Origin of the sequence: Micromonospora sp. WMMB235 (assembly GCF_001855515.1) — a bacterium.
GTDB classification, from domain to species: Bacteria; Actinomycetota; Actinomycetes; order Mycobacteriales; family Micromonosporaceae; genus Micromonospora; species Micromonospora aurantiaca.
The window spans coordinates 658993-680857 of sequence record NZ_MDRX01000001.1 but is presented as its reverse complement, the minus strand read 5'-3'; the positions used below and the strand labels follow the sequence as shown (position 1 = coordinate 680857).

Annotated in this window: 22 protein-coding genes; 18 read left to right on the top strand and 4 right to left on the bottom strand. The window is 75.4% G+C overall.

What is annotated here, in order from left to right; genetic code table 11:
- The first annotated feature begins 38 nt into the window (after positions 1–38).
- Positions 39–2174, top strand: a complete 2136-nt coding sequence (locus tag BFV98_RS02710) for an adenylate/guanylate cyclase domain-containing protein (RefSeq protein ID WP_071094768.1) — start codon at positions 39–41, stop codon at positions 2172–2174.
- Positions 2175–2261: 87 nt separating this feature from the next.
- Here the strand turns inward: BFV98_RS02710 and paaI are convergent, their stop codons facing one another.
- Together paaI and paaK are read right to left on the bottom strand one after the other, a co-directional pair.
- Complete coding sequence (gene paaI / locus BFV98_RS02705) at positions 2262–2669, bottom strand: hydroxyphenylacetyl-CoA thioesterase PaaI (RefSeq protein ID WP_013476550.1); 408 nt, start codon at positions 2667–2669, stop codon at positions 2262–2264.
- A gap of 1 nt (position 2670) precedes the next feature.
- Entirely contained in the window at positions 2671–3978 is a 1308-nt protein-coding gene (gene paaK, locus BFV98_RS02700; protein WP_013476549.1) for a phenylacetate--CoA ligase PaaK, read from the bottom strand.
- A 224-nt stretch (positions 3979–4202) separates the two neighbouring features.
- Here paaK and BFV98_RS02695 point away from each other — a divergent pair, with 224 nt between their 5' ends.
- Both BFV98_RS02695 and BFV98_RS02690 read left to right on the top strand, forming a co-directional pair.
- The gene (locus BFV98_RS02695) at positions 4203–4673 is read left to right on the top strand and encodes a CrcB family protein (RefSeq protein ID WP_071094766.1); all 471 of its coding nucleotides are present in this window, start codon (positions 4203–4205) and stop codon (positions 4671–4673) included.
- A 22-nt stretch (positions 4674–4695) separates the two neighbouring features.
- Complete coding sequence (locus BFV98_RS02690) at positions 4696–5058, top strand: CrcB family protein (RefSeq protein ID WP_013286669.1); 363 nt, start codon at positions 4696–4698, stop codon at positions 5056–5058.
- A 17-nt stretch (positions 5059–5075) separates the two neighbouring features.
- Here BFV98_RS02690 and BFV98_RS02685 read toward each other — a convergent pair whose 3' ends face one another.
- Both BFV98_RS02685 and BFV98_RS02680 read right to left on the bottom strand, forming a co-directional pair.
- Positions 5076–5408, bottom strand: a complete 333-nt coding sequence (locus BFV98_RS02685) for a hypothetical protein (protein WP_013286670.1) — start codon at positions 5406–5408, stop codon at positions 5076–5078.
- Between the two features lie 87 nt (positions 5409–5495).
- Positions 5496–6755: an MFS transporter gene (locus tag BFV98_RS02680; protein ID WP_071094764.1), complete on the bottom strand. Its 1260-nt coding sequence runs from the start codon at positions 6753–6755 to the stop codon at positions 5496–5498.
- A gap of 117 nt (positions 6756–6872) precedes the next feature.
- Between BFV98_RS02680 and BFV98_RS02675 the strand changes: the two genes are divergently transcribed.
- The 15 genes from BFV98_RS02675 to BFV98_RS02605 all read left to right on the top strand — a co-directional run bounded on the left by BFV98_RS02675 (position 6873) and on the right by BFV98_RS02605 (position 21844).
- Positions 6873–7862, top strand: a complete 990-nt coding sequence (locus BFV98_RS02675; protein WP_071094763.1) for a LacI family DNA-binding transcriptional regulator — start codon at positions 6873–6875, stop codon at positions 7860–7862.
- A 29-nt stretch (positions 7863–7891) separates the two neighbouring features.
- Positions 7892–8365: a nitroreductase/quinone reductase family protein gene (locus BFV98_RS02670; protein ID WP_071094761.1), complete on the top strand. Its 474-nt coding sequence runs from the start codon at positions 7892–7894 to the stop codon at positions 8363–8365.
- A 179-nt stretch (positions 8366–8544) separates the two neighbouring features.
- Entirely contained in the window at positions 8545–9408 is an 864-nt protein-coding gene (locus BFV98_RS02665; RefSeq protein ID WP_255367970.1) for a DUF3153 domain-containing protein, read from the top strand.
- 137 nt (positions 9409–9545) lie between these two features.
- Positions 9546–9890: a hypothetical protein gene (locus BFV98_RS02660; protein WP_013286675.1), complete on the top strand. Its 345-nt coding sequence runs from the start codon at positions 9546–9548 to the stop codon at positions 9888–9890.
- A 14-nt stretch (positions 9891–9904) separates the two neighbouring features.
- Complete coding sequence (locus tag BFV98_RS02655) at positions 9905–10513, top strand: glycine zipper family protein (protein ID WP_047892460.1); 609 nt, start codon at positions 9905–9907, stop codon at positions 10511–10513.
- On the top strand, positions 10510–11190 hold the full coding sequence (locus BFV98_RS02650; protein ID WP_071094757.1) for a carboxypeptidase-like regulatory domain-containing protein: 681 nt from the start codon (positions 10510–10512) through the stop codon (positions 11188–11190). Before BFV98_RS02655 ends, BFV98_RS02650 begins: the two co-directional genes overlap by 4 nt.
- A gap of 16 nt (positions 11191–11206) precedes the next feature.
- The gene (locus BFV98_RS02645; protein ID WP_071094755.1) at positions 11207–12490 is read left to right on the top strand and encodes a phage tail sheath subtilisin-like domain-containing protein; all 1284 of its coding nucleotides are present in this window, start codon (positions 11207–11209) and stop codon (positions 12488–12490) included.
- 1 nt (position 12491) lies between these two features.
- Positions 12492–12974 (top strand): phage tail protein, encoded by a 483-nt coding sequence (locus BFV98_RS02640; RefSeq protein WP_013286679.1) that lies wholly within the window; start codon positions 12492–12494, stop codon positions 12972–12974.
- Between the two features lie 1563 nt (positions 12975–14537).
- Positions 14538–15296, top strand: a complete 759-nt coding sequence (locus BFV98_RS02635; RefSeq protein WP_071094753.1) for a hypothetical protein — start codon at positions 14538–14540, stop codon at positions 15294–15296.
- Positions 15293–16864, top strand: coding sequence for a phage baseplate assembly protein V (locus BFV98_RS02630; RefSeq protein ID WP_071094751.1), 1572 nt, complete (start codon positions 15293–15295; stop codon positions 16862–16864). Before BFV98_RS02635 ends, BFV98_RS02630 begins: the two co-directional genes overlap by 4 nt.
- Positions 16864–17202 carry a hypothetical protein gene (locus tag BFV98_RS02625; protein WP_030268638.1) on the top strand — a complete coding sequence of 113 codons (339 nt, stop codon included), beginning with the start codon at positions 16864–16866 and terminating at the stop codon, positions 17200–17202. Before BFV98_RS02630 ends, BFV98_RS02625 begins: the two co-directional genes overlap by 1 nt.
- Positions 17199–17648, top strand: a complete 450-nt coding sequence (locus tag BFV98_RS02620; RefSeq protein WP_013286684.1) for a GPW/gp25 family protein — start codon at positions 17199–17201, stop codon at positions 17646–17648. Before BFV98_RS02625 ends, BFV98_RS02620 begins: the two co-directional genes overlap by 4 nt.
- Positions 17645–20269 carry a putative baseplate assembly protein gene (locus BFV98_RS02615; RefSeq protein ID WP_071094749.1) on the top strand — a complete coding sequence of 875 codons (2625 nt, stop codon included), beginning with the start codon at positions 17645–17647 and terminating at the stop codon, positions 20267–20269. Before BFV98_RS02620 ends, BFV98_RS02615 begins: the two co-directional genes overlap by 4 nt.
- Positions 20250–20927, top strand: a complete 678-nt coding sequence (locus BFV98_RS02610) for a phage tail protein (RefSeq protein WP_030268633.1) — start codon at positions 20250–20252, stop codon at positions 20925–20927. Before BFV98_RS02615 ends, BFV98_RS02610 begins: the two co-directional genes overlap by 20 nt.
- Positions 20924–21844 (top strand): hypothetical protein, encoded by a 921-nt coding sequence (locus tag BFV98_RS02605; protein ID WP_013286687.1) that lies wholly within the window; start codon positions 20924–20926, stop codon positions 21842–21844. Before BFV98_RS02610 ends, BFV98_RS02605 begins: the two co-directional genes overlap by 4 nt.
- Positions 21845–21865: the final 21 nt, after the last annotated feature.

The window sequence follows — 21865 nt, the reverse complement described above, 5'->3', positions numbered from 1 at the left end:
AGGTCGTCGGGCACCACGATCGGGAAAGGGTGGGTGCGATGTTGATCACCACGCCCGCAGGGAGTCGGGAAGCCGTCATCGCGGCGTGCCGGCCGGTGCCCGAGGAACGACGTACCGTCACCGTCCTCTTCGTCGACATCGTCGGCTCGACCCGTCTGGTCGAGCGGCTCGACCCGGAGGACGTACGCGCGTTGCAGCGCGCCTACTTCGGCACCGTCGCCTCGGTGCTGCGCCGCTGGCGGGGCGTGGTGGAGAAGTACGTCGGCGACGCGGTGATGGCGCTGTTCGGCACGTCCGGATCGGACGGTCTCGACGCGTACCGGGCGGTGCGGGCCGGGCTGGACATCCAGGCCGCGCTGGAGCGGCGGCGACCGGCCGGCATCCGGCTGCGCGTGCGGGTCGGCGTGGCGACCGGCGAGGTGCTGCTGGACCTGGCCGGGGTCCACGACGGCGGCCACGGCGCGGCCAGCGGCGCGGTGATCACCACGGCGGCCCGCCTCCAGGAGCACGCGCCGCCCGGCGGGGTCGTGGTCTGCCCGGTCACCCGCACCGCGGTGGCGGGGCTGGTCGAACAGCGTCCACTCGCCACCCTGACGCTGGCCGGCAAGGCCCTGCCGCTGGATGTGTGGCGGGTGACCGGGGCGGCCGGGAGCAGACCGGCCCGGCACCGCGTCCCGCTGGTGGGCCGCCGCCGGGAACTGGCCGGCGCGGCCGACGAGGTGACCCGGGCACTGCGCGAGCGCCGTCCCCGGTGGATCTCGCTGGTCGGGCCGCCGGGCAGCGGCCGCAGCCGGCTGCTGCACGAGGTGACCCGCGCCGTGTCGCACGTGGACGGTGTGCCGGTGCGCCGGCGGGTGACGGCCTGCCCGCCGTACCCGTGCGGGGAACTGGCGCCGCTGGCCGACCTGGTCCGTCCCCGGCCGGACAGCTCGGTCGCGGACGGCTCGGTCGCGGACGGCCCGGGCAGCGGCGTGCTCGCGGCGTTCCTCGCCGCGCCGGACGACGACACGGTGGCGGCCCGCGCCGTGGTCGCCTGCCGCGAGGCGCTGCTCGGCCTGGCCGCCGACGCACCGGTGGTGGTCGCGGTGGACGACCTGGACCGGGCCGCCCCGGCGCTGCGCCGGTTCCTGCACCAGCTCCACGTGGCCGCGGGTGAGCGGGGACTTCCCCTGGCGGTGGTCACCACGTGCGGCTCCGGCTCGGCCGACCCGCTGCCCACCCCGGCGCGGCGGATCCCGGTGGAGCCGCTGGGCCCGCTGGACACCGGGCGCCTACTGCGGCACCTGCTCGACCGGGCCGGGCGGCCGGCCGCGCTCGCCGCGCGGCTGGTCGCGCTGGTCGGCGGCAGTCCGGCGGTCGCGACCGCGTACGCGTCCGCGGACCCGGCCGGCGAGCCGGGTGGCGTACCGGCCGCCGCGCGCCGCCTGGTGGACGCCCAGCTGGACCGGCTCGACGGTACGCACCGGGCGGTGCTGCTGGCCGGCGCCGCCCGGAGTGGCCCGGTCGTGGCCGCCTCGGTGGAGGCGATGCTCGGCTGGCCCGCCGGCCGGGCCGAGCCGGTGCTGCGGGCCCTGGCCGCCGCTGGGCTGCTCCGCCAGGTCACGACGGACGGCTGGGCTGTTGACGCGCTGGTGGCGCGGGTGGCCGCGATGCGGCTGTCCCGTGCGGTACGCGCGGACTTCGCCCGCCGCCTGCGCGCCGCGAAGGACACCGCTGCCGGCCGTGTGCCGGCAGCGGGAACCGGCGTCCCGTCCCGGGGCGCCGGCGAGCGGGAGGTCTGCCCGCTCGGGGCGGGACGGTCGCGCCGGTCGGGTGGAGGGGCCCGACCGGCGCCCGTCCCGCCGGACCGGCCGGACGGGTCCGACGCGCTGTGTCCGGTGCCCGGGCAGCCGGGCCGGTCCGGCGCGCTCCGGGCGGTGCCCGCACGGCCGGGGCAGCCGGTGCGCGCCGGACCGGCGACGGGCGGCGCGACGGGGACCGTCGCGGATGCCGCGGAGTGGTCCCGGTGGCGGAACGGCCCGGCGTCCGCGGTCACGGCGTGGCCCGGTCAGCGGACCGATCCGTCACCAGCGGTCCCGGCACGGCAGGAGCGGCGGACCGGTCCACCCGGGCGGGTGGGCCGGAACCGGCGAAGAACCGGGTCCGGCGGGCAGGCGCTCGGGCTGGCCGCATGACGTCCGGGTCGGAGCGGGCACGGGGCCACTCCGGCCCGGACGTCACCCGGCACGCAGGTGTGCGGGCGCGGGCCGGCGGGCCGGCGATCAGTCGCGGGCGATGGTGCGGCTGCGGCCCCGGAACTCGGCCACCACCTCGTCCCCGCGTCGCACGCTCACGTCGTAGATCCCGCTGCGGCCGTGCCGGACCCGCTCGGTGGCGTACGCCTCCAGCAGGTCGCCCTCGCGTACCGGGCGCAGGAAGCTGATCTCGCCGCCGGCCGCCACCGTGGCCGGGCCGTGGCTGTTGCACGCCAGCGCGAACGCGGTGTCGGCGAGCAGGAACACGAAGCCGCCGTGCCCGATCGCGTGCCCGTTGAGCATCGACGGGGTGACCCGCATCCGAGCGACCGCCGCGCCGTCACCGGCCGAGACGAGTTCGATGCCGAGCCCCTTGGACGCCACGTCGGCGTCGAACATGTCGTGCGCCGCCGTCCGGCCGCCGTCACCGGTCATCTCAGGACTCCCGCCGCTGGTCGACGATGCGGCGCATCTTGCCCATCGAGCGTTCCACCCCGTCCGGCTCGATCACCCGTACCGCCACTGACACCCCGATGGTGTTCTTGACCTGCTCGACCAGCGTCGCGCCGGCCCGCTCGGCCTCGTCGGCGGCGGCGCCCGCGCGCCGCTCCACGTGCACGGTGAGCGTGTCGAGCCGGCCCCGCCGGTCGAGCACGCACTGGAAGTGCGGCGACAGGGCCGGGGTACGCAGGATCAGCTCCTCGATCTGGGTCGGGAAGACGTTCACCCCCCGGACGATCATCATGTCGTCGGTACGCCCGGTGATCTTCTCGATCCGCCGCATCGGACGGGCGGTACCGGGCAGCAGCCGGGTCAGGTCGCGGGTGCGGTAACGGACCACCGGCATGGCCTCCTTGGTCAGCGAGGTCAGCACCAGCTCACCCCGCTCCCCGTCGGGCAGCACCTCCCCGGTGACCGGGTCGATGATCTCCGGATAGAAGTGGTCCTCCCACAGGTGCAGGCCGTCCTTGGTCTCCACGCACTCGACCGCCACACCCGGGCCCATCACCTCGGACAGGCCGTAGATGTCGAGCGCGTGCATGTCCAGGCGCTGCTCCAGCTCGCGGCGCATGTCCTCGGTCCACGGCTCGGCGCCGAAGACACCGACACGCAGCGAGGTGGCGCGCGGGTCGACGCCCTGGCGTTCCATCTCGTCCACGATGGCGAGCATGTAGCTGGGGGTCACCATGATGACCTCCGGCTCCAGGTCGCGGATCAGCATGACCTGGCGCTCGGTCATGCCGCCGGACACCGGGACGACCGTGCAGCCCAGTTCCTCGGCGCCGTAGTGCGCGCCGAGACCGCCGGTGAACAGCCCGTAGCCGTACGCGACGTGCACCCGGTCGCCGCGGCGGCCCCCGGCAGCCCGGATCGAGCGGGCCATGAGCTTCGCCCAGGTGTCCAGGTCGGCGCGGGTGTAGCCGACCACTGTGGGACGGCCGGTGGTGCCGGAGGAGGCGTGCAGCCGGGCGACACGCTCGCGGGGCACCGCGAACATGCCGAACGGGTAGTTCTCGCGCAGCTCCGCCTTCGCGGTGAACGGGAAGCGGGCCAGGTCGGCCAGCTCACGCAGGTCGCCGGGGTGGGCGCCGAGGGCGTCGAACGCGCGCCGGTAGTGGGGCACGTTGTCGTACGCGTGCCGCAGCGAGTGCCGCAGCCGGTCCAGTTGCAGCGCGCGCAGCTCGTCGACACCGATCCGCTCGACGGGATCCAGCTCGTCCGGACGGGGCGTGCGCTCCTCCACGGTGACCTCCTGGCACGACGGGCCCCGGACGCCGCGCGCCGGGCGCTGCCGCCCACCGTACGCCCGCCTCCCCCTCCCCCGCTCTCTCCCCCGCGATCTTGCACTTGCCGCCCCTCGGATGCCGCGAATGTCCGGTCCGCCGGGGCGGAACCTGCAAGATCGCGGAGAGCGGAGGGCCGGGCGCGGGGGCGGGGTTATGCTCGCGGGTGCTGGTGGGAGGTGTTGTGTCCGATCCCCGCGTCGACCCGGACGTCGATCTGCGCGTACCGGCGGACCGGACGGAACTGTCCGCGCACCCGGCGGCCGTGCTCGGCGTGATCGCCGCCGGTGGCGTGTCCGGCGCGCTCGCACGGGCGGGCGCCCAGGCGGCGGTGCCGCACCAGCCCGGCGAGTTCCCGTGGGCCACGTTCGCCGTCAACGTGGTCGGGTGCCTGCTCATCGGCGCGCTGATGGCGGTGCTCGCCGCCCGCCCAGCCCACCCGCTGACCCGGCCGTTCCTCGGCGTCGGCGTACTCGGCGGGTTCACCACGTTCTCCGCGTACGCGGTCGACGCGCAGCGGCTGCTGAGCGACGGCGCGGCCGGCACGGCGGGCGTCTACCTGGCCGCGACTGTGCTCGGCGCGCTGGCGGCGGTCGCCGCCGGGGACACGGTGACCGCCCGGCTGCTGGCCGCCCGCGACGGGAGCCGACGGTGACCGCCCGGGACGGGAGGCCACAGTGACAGTCCTGCTGATCGCGCTCGGCGCCGCTATCGGCGCGCCGCTGCGCTACCTGACCGACCGGGCGGTGCAGGCCCGGCACGGCTCACCGTTCCCGTGGGGCACGCTGACCGTCAACGTGGCCGGGTCGCTGCTGCTCGGCGGCCTGCTCGCGGCGCCCGTCGGACCGGGCGTGACAGCGCTGGCCGGCACCGGCTTCTGCGGCGCGCTGACCACCTGGTCCACGCTCAGCTACGAGACGCTGCGCCTGGCCCGCACCGGGAAGCGCCACCTCGCGTACGCGAATGTGGCGCTCAGCGTGGTCGCGGGCCTCGGCGCGGCGTTCCTCGGCTACGTCCTCGTCACCGCGCTGAGCGGCTGACCGCGCCGGTCAGCCGGTCAGCGGGCCCGGCGCTCCGGGTGGGCCCGGTTCCACGCCCGCATCCGCTCCGGGTAGCCGGTGCGGGCCGCCTCGTACAGCGGCACCGCGTGCTTCTGGGCGATCCGGCCGGCGACGCGGGGCGAGCCGGTACGGCGGCGGATCCACTCGCCGTCGTCCGCGATGGCGACGACTGTGGTGTCGGTGGCCGTGGTCTCCGGTTCCAGGTAGAACTCGACCCCGCGCCGGCTGGTGACGAACGCCTCCAGCTGCGCCAGGTCCTCCTTGGTCGCCTCGCGGTCGAGCTTCGTGGGCGTCGTCGGGTCGGCGGCCCGGCGGCTGAACCAGCCCATGCCCGCCTCCTCTCCTCGCGTTCGCTCCAGTGCAGCACGCCCGCCTGGCAGGCGGCTGGGAGCGCGGTGGGAGTCGGCTGGACCGGCTCAGCCGACCTTCGCCGCCGGGGCACCGGCCTGCGCGTCCGGCGCGGCGGGACGCTCCCGCAGCACCGGCACCAGCGCGAGCGTGGGCAGCAGGAGCAGCGGCACCACGCCGAGCGCGGACAGCACCCCGAAGTGGTCGCCGAGGAAGCCGAGCAGCGGCGGCCCGGCCAGGAAGGCGGTGTAACCGATCACCGCCACCACGCTCACCCGGGCCGGGGCCTTGTCCTCGTCGTCGGCGGCGGCGCTCATCCCGACCGGGAAGCCGAGCGAGGCGCCGAGTCCCCACAGCGCGACGCCGACCACGGCGAGCGGGCCGGACCCGGCCAGCACGGCGAGCGCCGCGCCGGCGGACGCCGTCGCGATGGTCGCGTACAGCACCGGCACCCGCCCCCACCTGTCGATGGCGACGGTGCCGACGGTACGGCCGAGCGTCATGCCCACCACGAACACGCCGAACACGGCGGCGCCGACGGCCTCGTCGACCCCGTACCCGTCCACGAACGCCACCGCGAGCCAGTCGTTGGCGCTGCCCTCAGTGAACGCCATGACCAGCACCAACAGCCCGACCAGCAGCGTGCGGGGCTCGCGCCAGGCGGCCAGCAGCGCCCGCCGCCGGGCCGCCGGCTCCCCGTCGCCCGCCGCCTCGGCAGGTGCGGCGAGGAACGCCCGGGCGCCGAGCAGCGTGCCGACCAGGACCAGCACGGACAGGACCGGCAGGTGCACCCCGACGGGTACGTCCAGCCGGGCGGCGCCGGCGCCCAGCCCGGCCCCGGCCACCGAGCCGAGACTCCAGGCGGCGTGGAACCGGGGCAGGATGGTGTAGCCGAGGCGCTTCTCCACCGCGGCGCCCTCGACGTTCATCGCCACGTCGCACAGGCCGGAGCCGAAGCCGAACGCGGCGAGCCCGAACCCGACGCCGACGACCGATCCGGCCAGGCTGGCGGCGAGACCGGCCCCGGTCAGGCCGAGCGTGACGAGCACCACCGACACGGCCACCGTGCGCGCGGGCCCGAGCCGCTGGGTGACCAGACCGGCGGTCGGCATGGCCAGCAGCGAACCCGCCGACACGCAGAGCAGCAGCAGCCCGAGCCGGCTCGGGCTGAGGTCGAGCGCCTCGCGGGCCGCCGGAACCCGGGAGAACCAGCTCGCCACCGCGAGCCCGTTGAGGGCGAAGACGACGGCGACGCCGTTGCGGGCGGTCAGCACCGCCCGGGGCGCCGGTGGCCGCTTCCCGGCCGGCGCGTCGATGGTGCTGCTCACGGTGCGGTAGTCCCTTCCCCCGGCTGGTCCCGACGACAATCGCACACCTGAGAGCGCTACCACCACAAGCGCCGTTATGGCTTCGCCCATCCGCGCCGGAGCAGGCATGATGCGGACATGGGAACGCCGACCACACGCCCCGCCACGCTCGACGACGTGGCCCGCGACGCCGGGGTGTCCCGGGCCACCGCCTCCCGGGTGCTCGGCGGCTACGGGTTCACCTCAACGGACGCCCGCGCCCGGGTGCGGGCCGCCGCCGAGCGCCTCGACTACGTGCCGGACCTCGCGGCCCGGGCGCTGGTGCGCGGAGCAGGCGTACGCCTGGTGGTGGCGGTGGTGGGCCGCGACGACACGGTGCTGGACGACCCGTACGTGCACCGGGTGGTGAGCGCGGCGTCGCGGGTGTGCGCGCCGCACGGCGTCGGCGTGGCCCTGGAGTGGCTGCCGCTGGCCGACCCGTCGGGGCTGACCCGGCTCGGCACGGACCGGGGCGTCTGCGGGGTGATCCTGGTCAACACGACCCGGGCGGCGCTGGACGCGGTGCCGCCGAGGCTGCGCGGCCGCGTCGCCTCGATCGGCCAGGGCTCGGCGACGGTGCCGTCGTTCGACGTCGACAACGCCGGTGGCGCGGGCGAGGTGCTGCGTCATCTGTACGCCACCGGCCGGCGCCGCATCGTCATGGTCACCGGGCCACGGTGGCTGAGCTGCGCCGAGCGTTCGGTCACCACGTACCGGGAGCTGATGCGGGAGTCGGGGTCGCCGGAGCGGCTGGTCACCGGCGACTTCACCACGGCACGGGGCGGCCGGGCGGCGCTGGAGGCGCTGCGCCGGTGGCCGGACGCCGACGCGGTCTACGCGGCCAGCGACGCCACCGCGTTCGGCGTGATCGCCGCGCTGCGCGGGCGCGGTGTGCGGGTGCCGCACGACGTGGCGGTGGCCGGGTTCGACGACCTGCCGTACGCGGCGATCAGCAGCCCGCCGCTGACCACCGCGACCCACCCGGTCGACCGGATCGCGGCCGCTGCGGCCACGGCCGTGCTGACGCGCGCGCCGGCCGCCCCGAGCACCGCGTTCCCGTCGACGCTGGTCACCCGGGAGAGCGCCTGAGCGCCGGTCACGGAGGAAGGAGGGGTCCGATGGGCGGAGTCATGACGTGGATGTACCGGCGCGGCCGGCCGAACCGGCTGGCCCGGATGATGAACGCGCTGTCCGCCTGGCAGTACGGCGCCGGCCTCGCCCCGCGGCACTGGGTGACCATGGAGGTGCCGGGCCGCCGCACCGGCCGGACCGTCTCGGTGCCGATCGTCGTCGCCGACCACGACGGCGAGCGTTACGTCGTGTCGATGCTGGGCGAGCGGGCCAACTGGGTGGCGAACGTGCGCGCCGCGGGTGGGCGGGTGGTGCTGCGTCGCCGCCGCCGCGAGCCGGTGCGGCTGGTCGAGGTGCCGGTGGCGCAGCGGCCACCGATCCTGCGCCGTCACCTGGCGCTCGCCCCGGGCGCACGGGCGCACGTTCCGGTGGACCGGCACGCCCCGCTCGCCGAGTTCGCAGGGGCCGCCGCGGGCATCCCGGTGTTCCGGGTCGTGGCGGCGGAGCCCTCGGCGCGGTGACCCGCCGCCGGGGTCGTCACCGGGGAACACGGCGGAACGGCGTCGCGACAAGCCTTCAGAATATCGATCGCTCGCGTTTTCGAGGTCGTCCGAACGGGAGAGGGAGCCGGTAAGATCGGCGACAGAACGGCGACCGATCACGGACTGCCCGGCGACCGCGACCGGCTCACACTGAGCGCATGAATACGAGACTCCGCCGCAGCCGGGCATTCGGCCTCGCGGTGTGTCTCGCCCTCGTGGCGATATTGAGCGGCTGCATGCAGCTCAACCTCGGGCTGACCGTGAACGGTGACGACACCGTCTCCGGTCAGCTCCTGCTCACCGCGCCGAAGTCCGTGCTCAAGCAGCGGAACCCGGACCCGGCGGTGGCGTTCGCCGAACTGCGGCCGAACATTCCCTCACTTCCACCCGGAGCGGAGACCCGGTACGAGGACGCCACCTCGTACGGCATTCAGATCACGTACCGGAAAACGCCGCTGGCGCAATTCACGAGCGAAAGCGTGAATCTTGTCCGGGACGATGATCTCATTCGCTTCTCGCTTCCGCTGGACCCCAAGAAATACGGCGGCAAGTTCGGGCAGCAGGATCCGCGCCAGCAACAGGCGTTCATGACCTTGATGGAGTTCGAGATCTCGGTGACGTTCCCCGGCCGGGTGCTCGACACCAACGGCACGATCACCGGACGCTCGGTCAGCTGGAAGGTGGTCGCCAACCAGCCCAAGCCGGCCGAGTTGCGCGCCATCGCCCAGGCGCCCCCGCCGCCCGCCACCAGCCCGGCAGCGGTGGTGACCGGTGACGGCTCCTTCCCCTGGCTGCCGGTCGTCGCCGGCGCGGTCGTCCTGCTGCTGGTCGTCGCCGTGGTGGTCGTGCTCCTGCTGCGGCGCCGGGGCTCCCGCAGCGGCCCGGCCACGACGGCCACCACCGGTCCGGGCGCCCCCACCGGCCCGGGAGCGCCCGCCGGACCGGCACCCGCGGCCACCACGGGACCGGCCGCGCCCGGCACCCCGGCCGCACCGGCGCCACCCGCCGGTCCGCCGGCCTGAGACCCACCGACCACCGACGGCGCCCGCGCCGGCGGCCCATCAGCACACCGGGCGGAACCCGGGTTCAGCGAACCCGGGAACCGCCGCACCACTCCACCCCGACCGCACCACCGCACCATCGGAAAAGGGGGATCGCCGTGAACGATCTCTTCACCTGGGCCGCCCTGGGCAGCCTCACCGGCGCCAGCGCCGCCACCCTGCTCGCCACGAACGTCATCGGCGGGCTGATCGGACCGAGCGGCGACAAGGCGCGCAAGTGGATCGCGCTGGGCGTCGCGCTCCTGCTGTCCTACCTGACCGCCGCGTTCGCCGACGACGCCGGCCCGGAGAAGTGGATCATCGCGTTCTTCAACGGCCTGGTGATCTTCTCGGCCGCGCTCGGCGTCAACCAGCTCCCCCCTGGCAACCGGCAGGCGACGCAGGCGTCGCCCACCCAGCTCGCCCAGGGGCAGGAGCCCCGCTTCGTCCGCTCCTGGGTCTGAGAGAGGTGACCCCCATGATCTTCGGCATTCTCAGCGCGGCCGTCCAGGTCGTCTTCGGCGCCCTGCTCGGGCAGCTCGCCGCCGGCACCGTCGGCCTGCTCGTCGGCGCGGTCGTCGGCCTGCTCGTCGGCGCGCCGTTCGGCTGGGCGTCCGCCTCGGCCGGCACGTACGGCGCCGACCCGAAGGGGATCTTCCTCTTCGTGATCGACCACACGTGGAGCCTGCTCAACACGTTCGCCGGGGCGCTCTACCTGGCGCTGCACCTGGTCTTCGGTCACCAGCTCGACCGGGTCGTCTCGGCCGGCAGCGGCCGGGTCAACGTCGTCGAGGGCGTCTCCCCCCGGTACGCCACCACGATCGGCACCGTCTGCGCCGGGTCCAGCCCGGGCATCCAGCGGCACGAGGACGTGCACGTGCTCCAGGCCCGGCTGCTCGGCCCGTTCTACCTGCCGCTGGTGGCGCTCAACTACGTGCTGTTCACCATCGCACCGGTGTGGCTGCTCTGGCACGACCACACCAACGCGCCGATCAACCGGTTCACCCGCTACTTCGAGATCGGCGTCTACCCGCACGTGTGGAACGAGGCCATCGCGTACCGCATCCAGGGGACGCCACCGCGATGACCGGCGCGATCGAGACGGCCGTCGCGGACGTCGCGAGCTGGCTGGCCGGGGCCGCGGGTGAACCCGTACCGGTCGGTCCGCCGCGCGACGACCCCGACGGCGGTCTCACGGTCTGGCCGCTGGAGCTGCGGCCGGCCCGGCAGACCGCGACCGGCGGCGCGACGCGCGAGCCGTACCGGTTCGTGGTCCGCCTGCTGGTCTCCGGCGGCGGGCCGGCGGCGCTGCCCGCGCTGGACCGGGTGCTCGCCGCCGCCACCACGGCGGGCCGGCCGGAGCTGGTCCTGGCCGCCGGCGACCCGGCGCTGTGGCGGGCGCTGGGCGTGGCGCCCCGGCCCGCGCTGCTGCTGGACGCGCCGGCCCGGGTGGAACGGCCGGTCCCGGTCGCGCCGCCGGTACGGCAGCCGCTGCGGCTGCGGCAGCTCGGCATGCGCACGCTGCACGGGCGGGTGGTCGGTCCGCAGGACCAGCCGCTCGCAGCCGTCCGGGTGGAGCTGGTGGGCGCCGCCCAGGCCACCGAGACCGACGCCGCCGGCCGGTTCCGGCTGGCCGGCGTCCCGCACGACCCCGACGCGCCGGACGCCCCGGTGCGGATCCGGCTCACCGGCGCGGGGCGCGTCCACACCGTTGAACTCGACCCGGAAGGCGACGGCCTGATCGTCGTCCGCGCCCCCGACTGACGTCCGAGGAGGACCGATGCCCACCTACTTCTCCCCCGGCATCTACGTCGAGGAGGTGCCCAACGGGGCCCGCCCGATCGGGCCGGTCGGCATGAGCACCGCCGCGTTCGTCGGGATCGCGCCCGACCGCGGCGCCCACGTCGGCGAGGCGCTGGCGGTGAACAGCTGGACCGAGTTCCTGCGGCTCTACGCCGACAGCGAGCAGCTGGAGAGCACCCCGCTGGCCCGCGCCGTGTTCGGCTTCCTGGACAACGGCGGCACCCGCTGCTGGATCGTCAACGTCGGCGAGGGCGGCCAGCTCACCGGCACCGGCGGACGGCGCGGCGGCCTGCAACTGCTGGAGGCGATCGACGAGATCTCCATCCTGGCCGCGCCGGGCTACCACGACCCGGTCTCGCACGAGGCCCTGATCAGCATGGCCGAGCGGCTGCGCACCATGGTGGCGATCTGCGACCCGCCGCCGGAGGTCACCGACGTCTCGCGGCTCACCCGCGTCGCCACGCCCGGCAAGCCGCCCAGGCCCGGGTCGGCCGGGTCCGCCGGTTCGGCCGGGTCCGCCGCATCGGCCGGGTCGGCCGACAAGCCCGCCGAGGGTACGCCGGGCGACGGCGACGGCGAACCGCCCGGCACCGGCGGCGACCGGCCCCGGCAGTCGGACTACGCCACCTTCTACTTCCCGTGGATCCGGGTCCGCGACCCGCTCAGCGGCGACCTCGTGCTCACCCCGCCGAGCGGGCACGTCGCCGGCATCTGGGCCCGCACCGACGCGCTGCGCGGCGTGCACAAGGCGCCCGCGAACGAGCCGGTACGCGGCGCCGTCGACCTCGCGTACCGGGTGACCCGGCCCGAGCACGACGTGCTCAACCCCAAGGGCGTCAACGTGATCCGCTTCTTCGCCGGGGAGGGCATCCGCCTGTGGGGCGCCCGTACGCTCGCCGCCGAAGCCAGCGAGTGGCGCTACCTGAACGTGCGGCGGCTGTCCATCTCCATCGAACAGGCCATCGCCAACGGCACCCGGTGGATGGTGTTCGAGCCGAACGACTTCACGCTGTGGCGCTCGATCCGCCGCGACATCGGGGCGTTCCTCACCCGGGTGTGGCGCGACGGCGCGCTGCTCGGCCGTACGCCCGAGGAGGCGTTCTTCGTCAAGTGCGACGAGGAGACCAACCCCGCCGACGTCCGCGACGCCGGAATGGTGGTGGCCCACATCGGCATCGCTGTGGTCAAGCCCGCGGAGTTCGTGGTGTTCAAGCTGAGCCAGTGGGCCGGCGGCACCGAGACCGAGACGATCGGAGGCTGACATGCCCACCACTGCGACGCCGCAGCCGGGAGCACCCGTCGACCCGTACCGGGCGTACCACTTCAAGCTGCTGATCAACGGCATCACCAACGGGCACTTCACCGAGGTCAGCGGCTTCGAGGTGGCGATTCCGGCGCTGTCGTACCGGGAGGCGGGCAACGAGCGCATCCGGGCCGTGCCGGGACAGGTCGAGTACGCCCCGGTGACCCTCCACTTCGGCCTGACCAGCTCGCGGGAGCTGTGGGACTGGGTGAACGCGGCGGCGAAGGGCACCGTCAACCGGCGCAACGTGTCGGTGGTGCTGCTGGACCCGGCCGGCACCGCCGAGGTGCTGCGCTGGAACATGATCAACGCTTGGCCGACCCGGTGGCGGGGCGCGCACCTGAACACGCTGTCGCAGGAGATCGCCATCGAGGCGCTGACCCTGGCGTACGAGGGCCTGGAGCTGGAGGCCGGCGGTGCCGCCGCCCCGGCGACCGCGTGACCGGCTGGCCCGCGCGTTGCGGGTCACCGCCGATCGGTTGTCCGCACCGGGTTCGCCGGGCTCGCCGGGCTCGCCGGATTTCCCGGACTCCCTGGGCTCCCTGGGCTCTCCGGGTTCCCTGAGCTCCCCGGGCTCGCCGGGCTCGCCGGCCGACGTGCCGCGCCCGCCCGGACAGCCGCCCGAGCACTGGCGACGGCTGGTGGAGGCGCACGCTCCGGGCCTCCTGCGCGACCTCCCCCCGCCCTCCGTCGAGCACGGACCTCTCACCGATCCGTCCGCGAACGCCGGCCCGGACCAGACGCAGGTGCGGCGGAGCCGGACGGCCCGGCACGCAGTGGTGCGGTTGTGGCGAGGCTGGACGGCGTTGTTGGCCGACCGCTTCGGCACATCCCGTTCCCGGACGCGCTCCCGCCACGAGGCCGATCCCGGTTCGCCGTCGAGATCTTGGTACGAAAGGGCCCCCATAGGGGCCGCTTCCTACCAAGATCTTCCGCAGCTCCTGGAAGGTGGGACGGGCATCTCGGGAGTTGAGAAGCCTGAGCCACGTGGTGCGGCGCTGCCGCGGCCGGGAGCGGCGGTCACGCGGGCAGGTGGTGGGGATGGCATTGCGGGGTCGGAGATCTCCCCGCCGACGGTGGACACTCGATGCCGCTCGGGTGACGCAGCGCGGCCGGACGACGCCGGGCCACGTGAGGGCCCTCCGCCGTGCGGGTGCGTGACGTCAAGCGGTCCGGCCGGATCGCCGGGTCCGGCGAGATCGGCGTGCATCGCCGACGGCTCCGGGTCGCGGGACGCCCTCGGCACATCAGGCATCCGCGGCACACCGGCCACAGGCACCGGTGCCACAGCCACAGACACAGCCACAGCCACCGAGACCACAGGGACCGCCGGCACCGGACGGACGGAGGCAAGGACCGGCGCGCGCACCAGCGCAGACCCGGACGGCAGCCGTGACGCCATCGGGTCGCCGGGCCGCGTCACGTCCGGCGACTCGGCCTCGCCGTCGACCCCTGAGCGGTGGCCCAGCCTCGGCGCGGGCCGGGTGGATGCGCTCCGGAACCTCGCACAGATCCGCCGGGGCCGGGCACGGCACCGGGATGACGCCGCCGGGGCGGACCTGTCGCCCGATCGAGGCGACGTGCTCCCGCTCGTCTTCGCGGCTGCGCCACCGTCGTTGCCGCATGGACCGGCCGCACACACCAGGGGCGGTCGAACCGGGTCGGCGAACTGTCGCGGCGGGACCGGGGACGGATCCGTCGCCGACCACCCGGGACGGGCCGCCGGCTCGCCGTACCCGGATGGGCACGACCCGGCTCCCGGCGGCGAGTTCCGGGCGCGACAGTGGCAGCGACCCGCGCGGCCCCCGTCCGGCAGCCCGTGGCCGGCCCTGCCGGAAGATGCGGGCCCGGCCCGGACGACGAACCCGGCCGACGCGGCCCGGGCGGCCGACGGCGGAGCACACGCGGATCCGTGGCCGGTGCTCCCGGCCGAACCGGCATGGCTTCCGACACCGACCCCGTGGGGTGACACGGCCCGGCTGGACCGGGAACAGGCGGGTGACTGATGGAGCGCGTCGCCTTCCTCGTGGACGAGTCAGGTACCCGGGTCGACTGCCTGCTCAATCCGGAGACCGTGCAGGTGACACGGCTGGCCGGGGTACGCCCGCGCGGCGGACCGGACGGGCCGCTCACCGGCGCCGGGCTGGCCGACGACCCGCTCGTCTTCACCGGCGGCGGGCGTACCGAGCTGGTGCTGGATCTGCTCTTCGACGTCGACTTCGTGGAGTCGCCGGCCCGGCCCGAGGACGTCCGTGCGCTGACCCGGCCGCTGTGGATGCTCGCCGAGAACTCGGCGGTCGAGCACGGCTGGCTGCGCCCGCCGCTGGTCCGCCTGGTCTGGGGCAAGACCTGGAACGTCCCGGGCGTGATCACGGCGATCGCGGAACGCTTCGACGCGTTCACCCTCACCGGTACGCCCCGGCGGTCCTGGCTGCGGTTGAAGCTGGTCCGGGTCGCGGAGGGCGCGGAGGCGGCGCGCGCCGGGTTCGAGGAGGAGCTGGCCGCGGCGAGCACACCCGCTGTCGCGCCCGGGTCGGCGGTGGTGGCCGCCGCCGACGGCGCGGCCGAGCCGGGCTGGTCCGGGGTGCGCTTCGACCTGCTCGCCCACGACGCGCTGGGCTCGCCGCTGCGCTGGCGGCTGCTCGCCGAGCACAACCGGATCACCGACCCGCTCACAGTGCCCGCAGGCACCGCGCTCGCCGTCCCCCCGGTCGGCGCCGCCACCGCCCCGCCGGATGCCGTCACCACGGGAGGCACCTCGTGAGCCGGGCCGCCCTGGTCACACTCGACGGCCGGCCGCTGGCCGACCCGGCCCGGCTGCGCGGCATCCGCGTCGCCGCCCGGCTGGACCGGCCCGCGCAGTGCGAGCTGACGCTCACCGCCGCCCCCGGAGCGGGCCCGCTCGACCCGCCGGTACGCCCCGGCGCCACGGTCGACATCCGCCTCGACGGGCAGTCGGAGGCGCTGTTCACCGGCGAGGTGACGGCAGTCGAGCGGGAGTACGCGGGTGACGGCGTCGCGCTGGCCCGGATCCGGGCGTACGACCCGCTGCACCGGCTGCGCAAGCGGCAGGAACTGCGGGTGTTCGAGTCGGTGACCGCCGCCGAGCTGGCCGGTGAGCTGTGCGCCGGGCTCGGGTTGAGCGTGGCGGCCGATGAGGACGGGCCGCGCCTGGACCGGCTGCTCCAGCACCGGCACACCGACCTGGACCTGCTGTGCGAGGTGGCCGGCCGGGCCGGGCTGCACCTGGGCGCCGACGGTGACCGGTTGCGGCTGTTCACGCTGGACGGGTACGGGGAGCCGCTGCCGTTGACGCTCGGCGAGACGGTGCACGCGCTGCGGGTCACCGAGAACCTGGACCGGGCGGGCGCGGAGTGCGCCGTCCTCGGCTGGCATCCGCAGCGCGCCGAGCCGCTGAGCCAGCGGGCGGACGAGGCGCGCAGCGGGCGGCGCATCCCGCTGCGCCCGGACCCGGGCGACGTCGGCGCCGACGGCGTACGCACGGCTGTGGACCAGCCCGGCCGCAGCGACGACGAGCTGGCCGCGCTGGCCCAAGCCGGACTGGACAGCCGGGTGGCAGCGCTGGTCACCGCCGAGGGCACCGCGGAGGGCGACCCGGCGCTGCGGCCCGGCCGGCGGATCGCCCTCGCCGGCGTCCCGGACCCGCTGGCCGGGGTGTACGTGCTCACCGAGGTGGTGCACACGGTGGACGCCGACGGGCACCTGACCCGGTTCTCCACGGTGCCACCCGGCCCGCCGCAGACGGCCGCGCCCCCGGCGGCGACAGTCACGCTCGGCACCGTCACCGACATCGACGACCCGGACGGGCTGGGCCGGGCCCGGGTGACGCTCCCGGCGTACGGCGATCTGGACGCCGGCTGGCTCGCGGTGCTGTGCCCGGGCGCGGGCCGGGGCAAGGGCATCGTCGCGCTGCCCGACCCGGACGACACCGTGCTGGTGGCGCTGCCCGGCGGCGAACCCGCCTCGGGCGTGGTACTCGGTTCGCTGTTCGGCGCGGTCGAGCCGTACGACGCGGGGATCGTCTCCGGGCGCTCGCGCCGCTGGTCGATGCGGACCGGCACCGGGCAGTCCATCGTGATCGACGACGACGGGCGGACGCTTCGGCTGGCCACCGACGCGGGCAGCTTCGTCGAGCTGCGTCCCGAGCTGACCACCGTGCACGCGGCCGGTGACCTTGTGCTGTCCGCGCCCGGCCGGGCCGTCGTGGTGCGCGGCCGCACAGTCGACTTCCTGCACGCCCCGGCGGCCGAGGACGCCGAGACCGCCGCCGCGCAGGCCCGTACGCTCGCCCGTTCCGCCGGAGGTGGCTGATGCGCTGGACCCACCGCGACTCGCTGATCACCTGTGGACACGACGGGCGGGTGAAGAACCGCCCGTCGCAGGACTGGGTCACGGTCCGGGGCGTGCCGGTGCTGGTGCGGCCCGACCCGGAGGGGCGCGACATCACCGCCTGCCCGAACTACGGCCCGACGATCAAACCGTGCCTGCACACGCTGACCGTGACCGTGGGTTACAGCACGTGGGTGCGGGTGGACCGGCAGCCGGTGGTGCTCTCACACCTCGACGGCCTCACCGACGGCACCCCGCCGGGCACCGTGCACCATCAGGTCCGCGACGTGCGGCAGGGCTTCCTGGGGGCGGACGCGTGAGGGCCTTCCGCTTCGTCGGCGCCGGCTTCGACGCGGGCCGCGCCGGTGGGCTCGCGCTCACCGCCGCCGGCGGGCTCGCCATGACCGACGGCGACGAGACGGTACGCCAGGCGCTGTACCTGCTGCTGTCCACCACGCCTGGGGAGCGGCTGATGCGTCCCGGGTACGGGTCGCGGCTGCACCGGCTGGTCTTCGCGCCGAACGACGACACCACCGCCGGGCTGGCGATCCACTACGTGCGGCAGGCGATCCGGCGCTGGGAGCCCCGGGTCGAGGTGCTGGACGTGGACGCCGGTCCCGACCCGGACGACCCGTGGCGCCTGGTGATCCGGCTGGACTACCGGGTCCGGGCCAGCCTCTCCCCCGGCCACCTGGTGTTCTCCGTCGACCTGCTCCCCGCCGACGAGGAACCCGGCGACACCCCCGACGAGGAGGGCACGTCATGACGCTGCCGGTGCCGCACCTGGACGACCGCGCCTTCCTCGACCTGGTCACCGAGGCGCGGGAACGCATCGCCCGGTCCTGCCCGGACTGGACGGACCTGTCCGCGCACGACCCCGGGATGGCGTTGCTGGAGGCGTTCGCCTACCTGACCGAGGTGATGATCTACCGGCTGAACCAGTTGCCGGAGAAGGCGTACGTCGCGTTCCTGAACCTGCTCGGCGTCACCCGGCACCCACCGGCGGCGGCCTGGGCCGACGTGCGCCTGACCCGCACCGGCCCGGACCGCGGCCCGGTGCGGGTGCCGGCCGGCACCCGCGTCGCCGCGGCGCGCGGCGCCGACCCCCGGCCGGTCGTCTTCGTGACCACCGAACCGGCGATGCTGCCCGCCGGGGAGACCACCACGACGGTACGCGTGCACCACTGCGAGCCGGTCGAGGCGGAGCTGCTCGGCACCGGCACCGGGCAGCCCGGTCAGGTGTTCCGGGCCGCCCGCGCACCGCTGACCCGCACCACCGAGGCGCTCGATCTGCTGCTCGGCGTGGAGGTGCCGGCGGGCTCGGTGGAGCTGGGCGCCGCGGCCCGGGAGCACGAGGGACGCACGTACGAGATCTGGCGGCCGGTGGACAGCTTCGCCGGTGTCGGGCCGCAGGCGAAGGTGTACCTGGTGGACCGGGCCTTCGGGGTGGTCACGTTCGCCCCGGCGCTGGACCTGCGCCCGGACACCGGAGCCGCTCCGGCCGTCGAGGAGGCGGCCGGGGCGACCACTGTGGCGGCGGTGCCGCCGGCCGGGCGGCAGGTGCGGCTCTGGTACCGCTGCGGCGGCGGGCCCGCCGGGAACGTGGCGGCGGGCGTGCTCACCAGCCTGCGCGACCCGCTGCCCGGGGTGAAGGTGGACAACCCGGAGCCGGCCACCGGCGGCCGGGACCTGGAGTCGCTGGAGTCGGTGCTGGCGCGCGGGCCGTACGAGTTCTTCGCCCAGCAGCGCGCGGTGACCGCCCGGGACTTCGAGATCCTCGCCACCGGCTCCGGGGCGGTGGCGCGGGCGCGGGCGTTCACACGGGCCGCCGTCTACAGCTTCGCCCGGCCCGGCGAGGTCGAGGTGGTGCTGGTGCCGTACGTGCCGGAGGCGGCCCGGCCCGGCGGACGGCTGCCGGTGGCGGTGCTGCGCGAGCACGAGGTGGAGGAGGCCCGCCGCCGCGTCGAGGCCGACCTGGAACGCCGCCGCGCCCTCGGTACGGCGGTGCGGGCGGGCTGGGCCCGGTACAAGGCGGTGTCCATCCAGGCGCGGGTGGTGGTGCGCCGCGAGGAGGACGTGGACGCGGTGCGCCGCCGCATCCACGACCGGCTGCACCAGACGCTCAGCCCGCTGCCCACGCCGCTGAACCCGGCCGGCTGGGCGTTCGGCGAGCCGCTGCGCGCCTCCAACGTCTACCGGATGCTGGAGCACGCCGAGCCGGGCGTGCGCTACGTCGAGTCGGTGCGGTTCGTGGTCGACGAGGCGCCCGACGCGCGGGTCCGCACCGTGGCGGTGGACCAGTACCAGGCCGACACCTGGTACGCCGGCGGCGGCCCGGTGCTGTTCCGCTCCACCAACGCCGGCGCCGGCTGGGAACCGGCCGGCCGGTTCGACGACGAGACGGTGGTCCGGGTGGTGCCCGCGCCCGCCCCGGTACGCCCCGGCGTGGTCCCCCGGGCCGGTTCGGTGGCGGTGGTGACCACCCGCGACGCCGGTGGCTCCCGGGTCCGGCTGAGCACCGACCTGGGTGAGACGTGGACGCTGCTGACCGACCTCGACTCCGGCGTCCGCGACCTGGCCTGGATCGACCGGGACGGCACCGGCGCGCTGCTGCTGGCCACCGACACCGGACTGTACGAGGTGCCGCTGCTACCCGGCGCGGTGCCGCTGCAGATCCTGGTCGACCCGGCCGACGCGGACCGGGGCTTCTACGCGGTACGCGCGTTCGTCTCCGAGCGCGGCGCACCCGGGGTGGCGGTGGCCGCGCAGGCCGGATTCGGGGTCTACCTGTCCACGGCGGCCGGACGCCCCGGCACGTTCGCCCACGTCGGCCTCGCCAACGTGGACAACCGGGTGCTCGCCGTGCAGTACGACGGCCCGGCCACGCTGCTGTGGTGCGGCGCGGGCGAGCCGGACCCGAAGAAGCCCGGCCAGGGCTGCCACCGGACCCGGCTGTTCGAGTCGGACGTGAAGTGGCAGTCGATGGCGTCCGGCTGGATCGGCGGCACCTGCCGGGATCTGGCGTTCAGCGGCCCGCTCGCGCTCGCCGCGACGCAGAGCGGCGGCGTGGTCCGGCTCGACACGCTCGCCGGGCAGCCGCAGTGGTCGCCGGTGATGGTCAACTGCGGCCTGCCGCTGCGGGACCGGACCCGGTTCGTCCCGGTCGACGCCATCGCCGCCACCGCGCCCACCGGCACGTCAGGCGCCGGACGGCTGGTGCTCGCGGGCGGCGAGCGCGGCGTGTTCCGCAGCGGCGACGGCGAGGACTGGACGGCGAGCGCCAACCAGGCCACCGCCGACGTGGTCACCGTCCCCGGCACCTGGCTGCTCTGCTCCGGCGAGCACGACATCGAGGTGGTGCGGCAGGATGCGCCGAGCGGCGATTGAGCGGCTGCTGCCGGCCGCGTACCAGCGGGCCGCCGGCCCGGGCAGCGTGCTGGGTGCGCTGCTGGACGTGATGGAGGCGCTGCACGCCCCGGACGAGGCGGTGCTCGCCGACGTCGACGCGCTGTTCGACCCGTACCGGACGCCGGACGGGTTCGTCGCGTACCTGACCCGCTGGGTGGCGATGGATCACGTGGTCGCCGCACCCCGCGCCGACGCGCCGCTGCCGTTGCCGGCAGGCCGGTTGCGGGACCTGGTGGCGCACGGCGCGCTGCTGGCCCGGTGGCGCGGCACCCCGTACGGCATGCGGACCGCGCTGGAACTGGCCACCGGCGTGACCGGGTTCGTGCTGGACGAGCCGCCCGAACGGCCGTTCCACCTCGTGGTGCGGGTGCCGCCGGCCGCCGCCGACCGGCTCGCGCTGGTCACCCGCATCGTCGAGGCGGAGAAACCGGCCGCGGTCACCGTCGAGGTGCTCGCCTCCCCGGTCGACGCGGAACCGGCCGATCCGGTCCCGGCCACCCCGAGCCCGCCCCCCGACTCCGGACCGCCCGAGCCGGACACCGCCGAGCCCGCCGCCGGGGTCGCTGCGGTGCGCGCGGTCGGCCGGGCGCACGTACCAGCACCCCTGCCCCACGATCCGCCCGAGGAGCCGTCATGACCACCGAATGGACAGTCGTCGCCGCCGCCGAACAGTTCACGCTGGACGCCCGCAACGCCGGCGAGCTGACGTTCACCGTGTCCAACCCGGGTACCGCGCCGGACACCGTCGTCTTCGACGTGGCGCCCGGCGAGGGCAGCCAGCGGGCCTGGTTCACGGTGGCCGAGCCGCAGCGGGTGGTGCCGGGGCAGGGCTCGGTGTCGTTCCTGGTCCGGCTCGCCGTGCCGCCCGGCACGCCGCCCCGGCGCTACGACATGACCGGGTTCGCGTACTCGGCCAACACCGCACCGGAGGAGAGTTCCCGATCCAGCGGCCGGGTCACGTACGACGTGCGTGCCGTCGTACCCCCGAAGCGCGCGCCGTGGCCGTGGATCGCCGCGGCCGCGGCGCTGGTGCTGGTCGTGGCCGGGGTGGTGGCCTGGCTGGTGACCCGCGGTCCGGACACCCCGGCTCCGCCGCGCGCCGACGCGGTGACGGTGGAGGCGGAGACGCTCGTCTCCGGCGCGGCGGTGCAGTCCACCACCGGCGCGAAGGCGGAGGTGGTGGCGCAGGAGAACTGCTGCGACGTGGTGTGGTCCGGCGACGCGCAACTGTTCTTCCTGGGCCGGGGCGTGGGCGACCGGGTGACAGTGCAGGTGGACGTGCCGTCCGACGGCACCTGGCGGTTCTCCACCGTGCGCACCACCTCGTTCGACTACGCGAACACGATCTGGCTGGTCGACGGCCGGCAGGTCGGCGACACGTTCTTCGGGTTCAGCCCGACTGTGGTCCGCACCGACGAGGTGGACGTGGGCACCGTGGAGCTGACCCGCGGTCCGCACAAGCTGACGCTCGTGGCGGTGAGCAAGACGCAGGGCACCGACAGGTACTTCGCCGGGGTGGACGAGATCCGCTTCACGCCCGTCGTCCGGCCGTGAGCGCGAGGAGTGAGCCGGTGT